11 protein-coding genes are annotated in these 12,506 nt (G+C 39.2%); 6 read left to right on the forward strand and 5 right to left on the reverse strand.

Going from position 1 to position 12,506, the window contains the following annotated elements; all coding sequences use genetic code 11:
• Window positions 1–17 precede the first annotated feature (17 nt).
• From leuE to F935_RS04490, 3 genes are all read right to left on the reverse strand, one after another.
• A complete protein-coding gene (leuE, locus tag F935_RS04480; protein ID WP_035366451.1) occupies window positions 18–668 on the reverse strand; it encodes a leucine efflux protein LeuE in 651 nt (216 codons plus the stop codon).
• Between the two features lie 73 nt (window positions 669–741).
• Window positions 742–1,731 carry a transaldolase gene (gene tal, locus F935_RS04485; protein WP_016137814.1) on the reverse strand — a complete coding sequence of 330 codons (990 nt, stop codon included), beginning with the start codon at window positions 1,729–1,731 and terminating at the stop codon, window positions 742–744.
• 130 nt (window positions 1,732–1,861) lie between these two features.
• Window positions 1,862–2,755 (reverse strand): HTH-type transcriptional regulator AceR, encoded by an 894-nt coding sequence (locus tag F935_RS04490; protein ID WP_016137815.1) that lies wholly within the window; start codon window positions 2,753–2,755, stop codon window positions 1,862–1,864.
• Between the two features lie 90 nt (window positions 2,756–2,845).
• Here F935_RS04490 and aceI point away from each other — a divergent pair, with 90 nt between their 5' ends.
• Entirely contained in the window at window positions 2,846–3,280 is a 435-nt protein-coding gene (gene aceI, locus F935_RS04495) for a chlorhexidine efflux PACE transporter AceI (protein ID WP_016137816.1), read from the forward strand.
• Between the two features lie 65 nt (window positions 3,281–3,345).
• On the opposite strand, the gene F935_RS04500 is transcribed toward aceI, so the two are convergent.
• The gene (locus F935_RS04500; protein ID WP_016137817.1) at window positions 3,346–4,917 is read right to left on the reverse strand and encodes an acetyl-CoA C-acetyltransferase; all 1,572 of its coding nucleotides are present in this window, start codon (window positions 4,915–4,917) and stop codon (window positions 3,346–3,348) included.
• A gap of 235 nt (window positions 4,918–5,152) precedes the next feature.
• On the opposite strand from F935_RS04500, the gene F935_RS04505 reads away from it, so the two are divergent.
• The 3 genes from F935_RS04505 to F935_RS04515 all read left to right on the forward strand — a co-directional run bounded on the left by F935_RS04505 (window position 5,153) and on the right by F935_RS04515 (window position 8,804).
• Window positions 5,153–6,544 carry a 3-oxoacyl-ACP reductase gene (locus F935_RS04505; RefSeq protein ID WP_016137818.1) on the forward strand — a complete coding sequence of 464 codons (1,392 nt, stop codon included), beginning with the start codon at window positions 5,153–5,155 and terminating at the stop codon, window positions 6,542–6,544.
• Window positions 6,545–6,618: 74 nt separating this feature from the next.
• Entirely contained in the window at window positions 6,619–7,473 is an 855-nt protein-coding gene (locus F935_RS04510) for a MaoC family dehydratase (protein WP_016137819.1), read from the forward strand.
• 71 nt (window positions 7,474–7,544) lie between these two features.
• Window positions 7,545–8,804 (forward strand): serine hydrolase domain-containing protein, encoded by a 1,260-nt coding sequence (locus F935_RS04515; protein ID WP_016137820.1) that lies wholly within the window; start codon window positions 7,545–7,547, stop codon window positions 8,802–8,804.
• Between the two features lie 47 nt (window positions 8,805–8,851).
• Here the strand turns inward: F935_RS04515 and F935_RS04520 are convergent, their stop codons facing one another.
• Window positions 8,852–9,430 (reverse strand): TetR family transcriptional regulator, encoded by a 579-nt coding sequence (locus tag F935_RS04520; protein WP_004791707.1) that lies wholly within the window; start codon window positions 9,428–9,430, stop codon window positions 8,852–8,854.
• A 125-nt stretch (window positions 9,431–9,555) separates the two neighbouring features.
• Between F935_RS04520 and amvA the strand changes: the two genes are divergently transcribed.
• Window positions 9,556–11,034 carry a multidrug efflux MFS transporter AmvA gene (gene amvA / locus F935_RS04525; RefSeq protein WP_016137821.1) on the forward strand — a complete coding sequence of 493 codons (1,479 nt, stop codon included), beginning with the start codon at window positions 9,556–9,558 and terminating at the stop codon, window positions 11,032–11,034.
• Between the two features lie 173 nt (window positions 11,035–11,207).
• Window positions 11,208–12,506, forward strand: a 1,299-nt coding sequence (dnaX, locus tag F935_RS18795; RefSeq protein WP_016137822.1) for a DNA polymerase III subunit gamma/tau, incomplete at its 3' end; no start/stop codon positions are given.

Consider the following 12,506-nt stretch of genomic DNA (forward strand, 5'->3'; position numbering starts at 1 on the left):
GCATAGTGTAAAGATGATTAGATCGTTGAAGTTGCTAGTTTTAGACCGAATCCAAAGAATAGAATTCCTACTAGAAAAATACTACTGGCTGCAATTTTATGGTTTTGTTTAAAAAATGCTGAAAGTTTAATTCCAGAGAAGATTAATGCAGTTAAATAGCTAAAACTAATTACCTGTAAAATAACCGCTAAAATTAAAAAGCTTAGAGCGGGGTAGGCATAGTCAGGTTCAACAAATTGAACAAAGAAAGATAGGAAAAATAAAATCGCTTTAGGGTTGAGTAAACTAATACTTAATGCTGTTTTATAAGGGTGAATTTTATCTAAAGTGGGTAAATCAGCCATTTCAGGTTGAGGCTGATTACGTTGTTTCCAGCGTTGAATACTACCTTGTAAGAGTTTAAAGCCTAAATAAGATAGGTAAAGTGCCCCTGTTAATTTAAGAATAACAAATACCCATGGAAATGCTTTAAGTAAAGAAGCAGCTCCAAGTACGGTACACAGCATTAAAATGAGATCGCCGGTAAAAATACCTAATGCACCCATATATCCGGTTTTAATGCCGTAACGTGAAGCAATTGACATCACATAAAGAGAGTTGGGCCCTGGCAATAACACAATTAGGAATGTACCAATAATATATGTTGTTAGATCTGTTATGCCGAACACGAGAAACCCAATAAAAAACCGATTTTTGCCATAATAACAAAAATCGGTGATTTTGTATGAAAAGTGCAGTTTTTTAAGGTTTAATTTCCGCATCAATTCCAAAAGATTGGCGTAATAAGAAACTTAATTGGTCACGGGCTTTAATAAAGCCATCAACACCACCTTGTAAAAGTTGAAATGCCATTAAGTCATGATTAAGTTCATCTTTAAAAGTTTGTTCATCTTGAGCGGGTCTAACAATAGCATCTGCTTGCTTTGATTTAGTCGCATCAAGAGCTGCATCAACTGTACGTGTATCTTGCTCAAGCTGGGAAAGTAGACCAGGAGAGATCGTTAGCAAATCACATCCTGCAAGTCCAAGAACTTGATCGATGCTACGGAAGCTCGCACCCATCACTTGAGTCGGAATATTTTGCTGTTTGTAGTAGGTATAGATTTTTTTAACTGAAACCACACCTGGGTCTTTTTCGATTGGGTAAGCATCTACACCTTCAGCTTTTTTGTACCAGTCTAAAATACGACCCACGAATGGCGAAATTAAAGTTACTTTTGCATCTGCACAAGCTTGAGCTTGATGTAAACCGAAAAGGAGAGTGAGGTTACAAGCAATCCCTTCAGCTTCGAGTACTTTAGCAGCTTGAATACCTTCCCAAGTTGACGCAATTTTAATGAGAATACGTGACTGATCAATACCATAACCTTTGTAAAGTTCACATAGTTCATGTGCTTTTTGAATGGTTGCTTCAGTGTTATATGAAAGTGCAGCATCAACCTCTGTAGAAACACGGCCTTCAATGAGTTTTAAAATTTCTACGCCAAATTTTACAGTCAAAATATCAATGGTTCTTTCGATTAACTCATCGTTGCGATAGCCTTCTTCTTTGGCTTGATAATAAGCATCTTCAATGAGTTCTTTACTTTCTGGTTGTTCTGCTGCTGCCGTAATCAATGAAGGGTTTGTCGTTGCGTCTAATGGACGGAATTTATGAATTGCATCAAGGTCGCTACTGTCGGCAACAACGGTCGTTAATGTTTTTAATTGGTCAAGTGCTGTATGAGTCATTGATATTCAACATCTTCAGTAATAAATCTTATGTTTTCTTTATAGCACAAAGTCTATTCATGCTGTCGATATATCAATTGTTATATTTCAAAGAAAAACGTTTAGGTTCTGCATCTCAATTGAAATAATTTTAAGGTGTCTGTTGCATCCGTTGTTTACGGATATATTCAATCAGAAATCTAGCGGCAGCGCCGAGCTCACTTTCACGACTCCAGACTAAATCGACGTAGTATTCAAATCTTGGAGTGAAATCTAATAAATCCAATACTTTAAGCTTATTTTTTAGTTCAGGGTTTTCTTTAAACATTTCTTGAGGAAGAACGCCCCAACCTAGATTGCGTAAAATCATTAAACAAGCAGAGTGATGATTATCTGTACGCCAGTAATGTTTCGAAAATAGCAATTCAGGTTTTAAAGTCTCATCTCGACTTGCAACTACAATTTGTCGTGTAGTAAGGATTTGTTCATAAGAAACCTGATTTTGGTTTGCGAGGGGATGGCCATTTGAAATAACAGGAATTAATGCCTCACGTTTGAGTTCTACAAATTGTTCTCTGTTATCTAGGTGTTCGCGTTCAAACATCAGCGCAAGTTGGGCAGAGCCATCTAATAACATTTGAAGAGCATCTTCTTGAGGGGCAGACACAATATTAATTTGTAAGTCAGGGAAACGACTTTCTAAAAGACAAATGTAGTCGGTCCAATTGGTGTGTAAAAGTTCAGAGACAATCACAAGGGTTAAATTAGCTTCTAACCCTGTACTTAGCGCGTGAGCATGTTGTTTCCATTGATTCATCTCAATTAAAAGTTGAGATGTCTTTTCGTATAACACCCGTGCTTCGTCAGTAGGGACGGGTTCACGGCCCTTACGGTCAAATAAGATTAAATCCAGATCAATTTCTAAGTTGGCAATAGACATGCTTACAGCCGAAGGAACTTTTCCAAGTTTACGTGCTGCTGCTGAAAAAGAGCCGGTTTCAATCACGGCCTGAAACATGAGTAGTTGTTCTTGATTAATATTCATCTGTCAAAAAAACTGAAAGAACCTGATTGGATTAATCAATATTATAAAAATAAAATGCACATTATCCAAGTTATTATTGAGTATTTAAAAATGTTGATTTCCAAGAGAAGGCTCATTCATGCAATCAGTTATGAAGGAATTTTATTGGTCATCATTGCGATTGCATTAAGTTTTATTTTTGATATGCCAATGGATGTAACCGGAACACTCGGTGTGTTTATGGCTGTCGTTTCAGTTTTCTGGAATATGATTTTTAACCACTATTTTGAAAAAGTAGAGCATAAATATAATTGGGAAAGAACGATCCCTGTGCGGATTTTACATGCGGTTGGTTTTGAAGGTGGTTTGCTGATTGCAACAGTACCGATGATTGCATATATGCTTCAGATGAGTGTCATTGATGCACTTATTTTAGATATTGGTTTAACCTTATGTATTTTGGTCTATACCTTCATTTTCCAATGGTGTTATGACCATATCGAAGACAAATTTTTCCCAGATGCAAAAGCTGCATCACTTCATTAAAATTTTAGATGCCGAAATGAAATAAGCACCCAAATGGGTGCTTATTTTTTAGGTCGATATAGAAATTATTTTTCTACAATCGCAACCACACCTTCACCACCTGCTGTACAGATAGAGATTAATGCACGGCCTGAACCTTTTTGATTAATCAATTTAGCAGCAGTTGCCAAGATACGGCCACCAGTAGCAGCAAATGGATGACCTGCACCTAAAGATGAACCATTTACGTTCAGTTTAGAGCGGTCAATCGAACCTAAAGGCGCGTCTAAACCAATACGTTCTTTACAGAATTTTTCGTCTTCCCAAGCTTTCAATGTAGACAATACTTGAGATGCAAATGCTTCATGAATTTCGTAGAAATCAAAATCTTGAAGTTTAAGATTAGCGCGCTTAAGCATACGAGGTACTGCATAAGCAGGAGCCATCAATAAGCCTTCTTTAGGGCCATTTTTACCAATGAAGTCAACAGCAGCTGTTTCTGAGAAAGAAAGATAAGCTAAAACTTCATGACCGTTTTCTTTTGCCCATTCTTCAGAAGCAAGCAATACAACAGATGCACCGTCAGTCAATGGAGTTGAGTTACCTGCTGTCATTGTTGCAGCTTCGCCTTTACCGAAAACTGGCTTTAATTTAGCAAGTTTTTCAACTGTACTGTCTGCACGTAAGTTGTTGTCACGGTTAAGGCCTAAGAATGGAGTGATTAAGTCATCAAAGAAACCACGCTCATAAGCAGCAGCAAGTTTTTGATGGCTGCTTGCAGCTAACTCGTCTTGAGCTTCGCGAGTAATACCCCATTCTAATGCAGTGATTGCTTGGTGCTCACCCATTGAAAGGCCAGTACGTGGTTCGCCATTACTTGGCGCATCAAGTAGCTTTTTAAAATCAATTTTTGTTAAAGCTTTAAGACGGTCTTTACCAGTCTTAGCAACATTGAGCTCAAGTAAAACTTTACGTAAGCCATCACCTACAGCGATCGGGGCGTCAGAAGTTGTATCTACACCACCTGCAATACCTACATCGATTTGACCAAGTGCAATTTTGTTTGCAACAACAAAAGCAGCTTGTAAACCTGTACCACAAGCAATTTGAATGTCATAAGCAGGAGTTTCAGGAGCAAGATCTGTACTTAATACAACTTCACGAGTCATGTTGAAGTCACGGCTATGTTTTAAAACAGCACCCGCAACGACTTCACCAATACGCTTACCTTGTAAATTAAAGCGCTCAACCAAACCGTTTAATGCTGCTGTCAGCATGTCAGAATTCGATGCTTTAAAATAAGCAGTATTTGAACGTGCAAATGGAATGCGGTTGCCACCAATAATTGCAACGCGGCGAACAGTGTTTTGGCTCATGGTTTTATCCTGTTGAACAGAAGTTTTGGTTTTTGTTGCTTTTGGTGCTGCAGCTACATTATTAGAAGATGTAGATGGGGTTGCTGTAGCAGCGCTCTTATTACGAGGGCTACGTGCAGGTGCAGTCGTTGAACGAGTACGTGTCGTTTTTGGAGTATTAGTTGCTGCTTTAGGAGTTGTGCTGTTACGCTTAGCCGTGTTAGAAGCCGGCTTTGATGTATTTGACACTTTTTCCTGAGCAGAATTCTCGACTGCTGGATTTTCTTGAGTTGTCTTGCTCATAAGGCTTTTCCAAGCATATTAACGATATTCTTATAAGCTACATTAACACAATTCAAATAGACCTGTATTGACTAGAATGACATTGTAGATAGCATTCAGGTCAAGACATCCAAAGATGAACTCAAGTATGATTTGGAGTAACTCTAATGAACGACCGATTTCATATTGTTTCTGTCCATCTCATAACATAATGAAGCCTGTCGTAGAAAATTCATTTCTTTGAGAGATAATAATCATGACTGATCAATACCAAGCATTTACACAATCTCCTATTGGTAAATTCGTTGTTAAAAATTTGGGTTTACCATCACCTGTAGCATTAGAGCGTTTTGAAAATGCTCAGCCAGTGGTGAATGGTGCAGTATTGGTTGGAGCAGCACCGTCAAGTGTATTGTCTGGAGCTATTGCACAGGTACTTAGCAATATTCACGCGGACAGCTATGTAGGCAATAATGTTGCATTACAGCAAGAAGCTGCAAAAGTTGGTTTAAATTTACGTCCATTCAATGCTGGCGATAAAGAATCAAAATTCAAAGCAGTGATATTTGATGCCTCTGGTATTCAAAACTCAGAACAGTTAAATGAACTTTATAAATTCTTTAACCCGATTGCACGCCAAGTTGCTACTTCTGGTCGCGTTATTGTGATTGGTACAACGCCTGAAACTGCAAAAACTGTCAAACAAGCAATTGCTCAACGTGCACTTGAAGGTTTCATTAAATCTGTAGGTAAAGAGTTTAAAAAAGGCATTACCGCTCAAGTTGTCTATGTTGATGAAGGCGCTGCTGCAAACCTTGAATCATCTTTACGTTTCTTGCTTTCTCCACGCTCAGCTTATGTGTCTGGCCAAGTTGTTCGCGTTTCTAAAGCAGATGTCGTTGATGTCGATTGGGCAAAACCGCTTGCTGGTAAAACTGCATTGGTAACTGGTGCAAGCCGTGGTATTGGTGAAGCAATTGCACATGTATTGGCACGCGACGGCGCTCATGTCATTTGTCTAGATGTACCTCAGCAGCAAGCTGACCTTGACCGTGTAGCTGCTGATATTGGCGGTTCTACATTGGCAATTGATATTACAGCAGCTGATGCTGGTGAAAAAATTAAAACTGCTGCTGCAAAACAAGGCGGTTTAGATATTATTGTTCATAACGCGGGTATTACTCGTGACAAAACTTTGGCAAACATGAAGCCAGAGCTTTGGGATCTAGTGATTAACATTAACTTGTCTGCTGCTGAGCGTGTAAACGACTACTTGTTAGAAAACGATGGTCTAAATGCAAATGGCCGTATTGTTTGCGTATCATCAATTAGTGGTATTGCAGGTAATCTTGGTCAAACGAACTATGCTGCTTCTAAAGCTGGTGTGATTGGTCTAGTGAAATTTACTGCGCCTATCTTAAAAAATGGTATTACCATTAACGCAGTAGCACCTGGCTTTATCGAAACTCAAATGACGGCGGCAATTCCGTTTGCAATTCGTGAAGCTGGTCGCCGTATGAACTCAATGCAACAAGGTGGTTTACCTGTTGATGTAGCAGAAACGATTGCATGGTTTGCTTCAACTGCTTCTACAGGCGTAAATGGCAATGTTGTACGTGTCTGTGGTCAAAGCTTGTTGGGCGCTTAAGCACTTTTAACTAAAAAGGGGTGCTTGTGCATCCCTTTTTTATTCAAGAATCTATAAATTATAAAAGGTTAGGTATGAATACTCGTCATTTTAGCCAGCTACCGAAAGCGGCATTGGCTTACCCAAAAGTGGTGCAAGGTTTAATCTTTAAAAAGCCTAAAGGTCCAAAAATCTTGCCGCAAGTTGAATATGTGGTAGATACTCTAGAAATTGATCAAAGTCATCTCAAAGCTTATAACGAAGTATGTGGCTTTCAAAATAATGGCTTTGTACCAGCAATTTATTTGGCTGTGCTCTCTCAAAGTTTGCAAATGCACATGATGACAGCAGAAGCATTTCCATTTCCAATTTTAGGTTTGGTCCATATTCGTAACCAGATTAAACAAGCCAGACCAATTGGGGTAACTGAAAAACTAACTTTGTCTTGCAAATTTGGGGAACTAAAACCGCATGATAAAGGTGTTCAGTTTGACTTTATTACAACTGCAAAAGTGGGTAACGAAGTAGTTATGGAAGGCTTAACGACTTATTTATCTCGCCAAAAAGTTGAGAAAAGAGTAGGTGAGAAAGCCAAAGAAGATCAAGTACCAGCGTATGTTCCAAAGGCAGAGTGGGATATTTTAGAAAACACAGGTCGTCGTTATGCGAAAGTATCTGGTGATTTTAACTTAATTCATATTCATGCCATTACTGCGAAAGCATTTGGCTTTAAACAAGCAATTGCGCATGGCATGTGGAGCAAGGCTAAAGCACTAGCGAACCTTGAATTACCAAATGCTTATGAAGCGGATGTGTGGTTTAAGCTACCAATTTTCTTACCATCAAAAGTAGAGTTTTTAACTGCTAATGCAGATAAAAAGACAGATTTCTTGATTCGTAATTTAAAATCACAGAAACCTCATGTTGCAGGAACTGTAAAAGCATTATAAAAATATCAGCAGCCTGAACAGAAGTTTGGGCTGTTTTTGAGCAAAATAACAAAAAATGCAAGGAACTCCGTGTGATTAAAGATATTTTACTGGCCGATACCCATAACTATCACGGTATTTTAGATGAACGTTTTATTGATTTAGCCCACCAATTTAGCCGTCTTCAAGATGCTAGAACAGGACAAGGTGGAGCTGCATTAACGGTTTATTTTAGAGGCCAGAAAGTTGTAGATATCTACACCGGTCTAAAATCACAAACTGAAGCTTGGCAACCAGATACCTTGGCAGTTTGCTACTCTACAGGTAAGGGTGTACTTGCAACTTTAGCGCATATTTTAGTAAGTGAAGGTTTTTTAAAATACGACAAACCGATTGCGACTTATTGGCCTGAGTTTGCTCAAAATGGAAAAGAGCAAATAACATTGCGTCATGTCCTAAGTCATCAAAGCGGCATGTTTGATGTCCGAAATATCATCGAAAGTGCGAGAGAAATGCTCGACTGGTCACATATGTTAAATGTGATTGCAGCGACTAAGCCTAGATTCCTTGCAGGAGAAGGTAATGCTTACCAAGCTTTAACATTTGGTTGGCTGTTGGGTGGCATACTTGAAAAAGCAACTGGTCAATCTTTAGATCAGCTCATGCAAAAATATCTCGTTGAACCATTGCAGTTAGACGGAGCTTATTTTGGTACGCCTGCAAGTGAGCTAGACCGTGTAGCACGTTTAATTATTCAACCCAAACTTGAAAAACCAGCGGCTCCCCAAGTTGAAAAACCTAAAAAGCCTCAAGCGCGCAAGAGTTCATTCTCTGAAAAAATGATTACGTGGACTGGACAAGACCCGCAAGATTTTCAGGATGCCATGATTCCAAAAGGAATGAAGCATTTTAGTTTCTTTAGTGATCAAGGGTTACAAGCAGTCATTCCAGCAGCGAACGGCACGTTTACTGCAAATAGTCTTGCTAAAATTTATGCGATGCTGGCAAATCAAGGTGAATGGGATGGACAGCAACTTATTCGCCCAGAAATATTTAAAGAACTCAGTACCATTCAAAGTTATGCACGTGATCGTGTCATGCCAATTCCGATGAATTGGCGTTTAGGATATCACCGCATTATTACCATGGGTAAACGCGCTAAAAATGGCTTTGGACATATTGGTTACAATGGTTCAGGAGCGTGGTGCGATCCTGAGCGCGACCTGAGTTTTGTCTATGCTCATAACTTTCAAATTGGTTCAATCACTGGTGATTACCGTTTGTGGGGACTGACTCAGGAAACCTTACGTTGCACTGACCAAATTTTAAAAGGCCGTAAAGGCTGGTTCTAATCTTAGTGTTTTAAAGCTGGTATTCTAATTAATGCCAGCTTCTATATTTATAATAATTCTAGGCGAATAATTGCTTCAGTATGACGCTTAAAGTCTTCTTCAGCTAAACCTTGTAAACCAAGTTGATAAATACCTTCTAATCCGCATACAAAAGCAATGAGTCGCCAAGCTATGTCTGTTGAATTAGATATATTTTTAAATTCACCTTCTTTTTTACCGCATTCAATGGCTTGCACAATTGTTTGATGCCAATTCTGCATGGCAAGGTTATACGCTTTTCGTATTTCAACATCTTGTTCAATTAAGAGTTCTGCTTCATTCCATAAGCGTAAATAGGGCTGAAGTCTATCTATGTTTTCTGCACCTAATAAGATGAAGAGTCTTTGAAATTGGCTGGTCGTTTTTAGGGTTTGTTCAATTTCATCAAGCTGTTCCATGAGCTTTAAAAAAGCTTCAGCTTTTAAATGAGAGGCCGAAGAAAAGTGGTGGTGAACTTGTCCGGTTGATGTTTGTGCTTCTGTTGCGATTCGGCGTACAGTCATGGCTGTAAAACCTTCAGCCAAAGCAACTTGCATGGCTGCTTGCAGAATCATTTCTCTGCGTTGATCGCGATTAAGATAGGCCATGTTTCTTTCACCTGACTGAATTCGACACAAATTACATTAAAACTAAAAGTTGGACAAGTGTCCAATTGTGTATATAATAACCATGATTTGAACACATGTCCAAGTTTTGGATATTGAAGAGCGTTATGCAAAAAAAATGGTTAATCCTGACAATTATCGTGCTTATATATTTACCAGTTACGATTGATGCAACGGTGATGCATGTTGCAACACCATCTTTAAGTGCAGCATTGAATTTAACTGCCAATCAGCTTTTATGGGTCATTGATATTTATTCACTGATTATGGCGGGTTTGATTTTGCCGATGGGTGCACTTGGTGATCGTATTGGCTTTAAAAAATTATTATTTATTGGAACTGCAATTTTTGGAGTCGGTTCCTTAGCTGCGGCTTTTTCTCCAACAGCTTACGCCTTAATTGCTTCCCGTGCTGTTTTAGGTCTAGGGGCAGCGATGCTTATTCCAGCCACTTTATCAGGCATCCGTAATGCCTTTACCGAAGAAAAGCAGAGAAATTTTGCACTTGGTCTGTGGTCTACAGTGGGTGGTGGCGGAGCCGCTTTTGGCCCATTAGTTGGTGGATTTGTACTAGAACATTTCCATTGGGGAGCTGTATTCCTCATTAATATCCCGATTATTTTAGTCGTTCTGGTTATGATTGCGATGATCATTCCTAAACAACAAGAGAAAACGGATCAGCCAATTAATTTAGGGCAAGCTTTAATTTTGGTTGTAGCCATTTTAAGCCTGATCTATTCAATCAAATCGGCGATGTACAACTTCTCAGTACTTACAGTCGTGATGTTTGTGGTTGGTGTAAGTACTTTAATTCGCTTCATTCGAAGCCAAAAAAGAACTACCACGCCAATGATTGATCTGGAGTTATTTAAACATCCGGTGATTTCTACCAGCATTGTCATGGCTGTGGTTTCCATGATTGCTTTGGTTGGGTTCGAATTACTCTTGTCTCAAGAGTTGCAGTTTGTGCATGGATTTTCTCCATTACAGGCCGCCATGTTTATTATTCCATTCATGATTGCGATTAGTTTAGGTGGTCCATTAGCCGGAATCTGTTTAAATAAATGGGGACTTAGACTTGTTTCTACTGTTGGTATTTTAATCAGTGGATTTAGTCTATGGGGGCTTGCCCAGCTTAACTTCTCGACCGATCACTTCTTAGCGTGGGCGTGTATGGTCTTTTTAGGCTTCAGCATTGAAATTGCCTTACTGGCTTCAACTGCTGCGATTATGTCATCTGTACCGCCTCAGAAGGCAAGTGCAGCAGGTGCGATTGAAGGTATGGCCTATGAGCTTGGAGCTGGTTTAGGCGTCGCTATTTTTGGTTTAATGTTGTCTTGGTTTTATAGTCGTTCAATTATTTTGCCCGAAGGGCTTCCGACTAACTTAATTGAAAAAGCGAGTATTTCGATCGGTGAAACTATGCAATTAGCCTCTAATCTTGAAAATCCTTTAGGAGGACAGTTGGTTGCAGTTGCTCAGCAAGCTTTTAGCTATGCGCATAGTTGGGTGCTTACCATCTCAGCTATTTGTTTTTTCCTTTTAACTGTATTTGTCTGGTTTAGTTTTCCGAAGAAAGTGAATTAAAACGTTTTAGGGTATTTAAAGCTTCGGTCAAAATGTTCTTTATCTGAAGCTTTAAAATAACTGATAGTGCAGACAAATGGGGCAGTTCGCAGTTTATCTGTACGGATATGAGCTTTATACGTTCACACTCTTTTAAAAACAAAGTATGCTTATGCCTGTAAAAAGGAGCATACATGTATCAAGTACTTGCTAGAAAATACCGTCCACGTAATTTCAATGAGTTAGTGGGGCAAAATCATGTTTCTCGTGCATTAAGTAGTGCATTGGAACGCGGTCGTCTACACCATGCTTATTTATTTACAGGAACGCGTGGTGTAGGTAAAACTACAATTGCACGTATTTTAGCCAAGTGTTTAAACTGTGAAACGGGTGTGACTTCTACGCCATGTGAAGTTTGTGCAACCTGTAAGGCAGTAAATGAAGGTCGTTTTATCGACTTGATCGAAATTGATGCTGCTTCAAGAACAAAAGTAGAAGATACGCGTGAACTGTTAGACAACGTTCCTTATGCGCCAACGCAAGGCCGTTTTAAAGTTTACCTGATTGACGAAGTACATATGCTATCGACGCATTCTTTTAATGCGTTATTAAAAACACTAGAAGAACCACCAGAACACGTTAAGTTTCTGTTCGCCACGACTGATCCACAAAAGCTGCCGATTACGGTCATTTCACGTTGTTTGCAATTTACCTTGCGACCTTTAGCCGTCGATGAAATTACAAAACATCTTGGCGCTATTCTTGAAAAAGAACAGATTGCTTCTGACCAAGATGCAATTTGGCAAATTGCTGAATCTGCTCAAGGTTCATTGCGTGATGCATTATCTTTAACTGACCAAGCGATTGCTTATGGTCAGGGTGCTGTACAACATCAAGATGTTAAAGAAATGCTTGGGTTGATTGACCGCACCATTATTTATGATTTGATTTTAGCAATTCATCAAAACCAACGTGAGAAAATTAGTCAGCTTTTACTGCAATTTAGACATCAAGCATTAGATGTTTCACTTGTGCTTGATCAGTTGGTTTCGACAATGCATGAATTGGCAATTTTGCAATATCTACCTGATTTGAGTTTGAAATATAGCGAAGAAATCAATCGCAAAATTATGCAACTGTCTAAGCTGATTTCTGCTCAAGATTTACAACTGTATTATCAAATTGCATGTAAAGGCCGTTCAGACTTGCAACTTGCTGTGACGCAAGAGCAAGGTTTTGAAATGTGCGTTTTACGCTTATTGGCATTCCGTCCTTTAGCACCTAATGAAATTTTGGTGTCCGAGCCTGTTCGGCAAAATGAACAAGCAGTAGTGGGCCTGAGTCAACAGGCTCAGCAAACAGCTCAGGAGATTACTCCAGTAAATACTGTGCAGCCAGTTGAAGTTATCAGCCAAACCGCTATGATTGAACCTGAACCTGAACCTGAACCTGAACCTGAACCTGAACCTGAACCTGAACCTGAACCTGAACCT

The sequence above is a fragment of the Acinetobacter calcoaceticus ANC 3811 genome, from assembly GCF_000399665.1.
Lineage (GTDB): Bacteria > Pseudomonadota > Gammaproteobacteria > Pseudomonadales > Moraxellaceae > Acinetobacter > Acinetobacter calcoaceticus_B.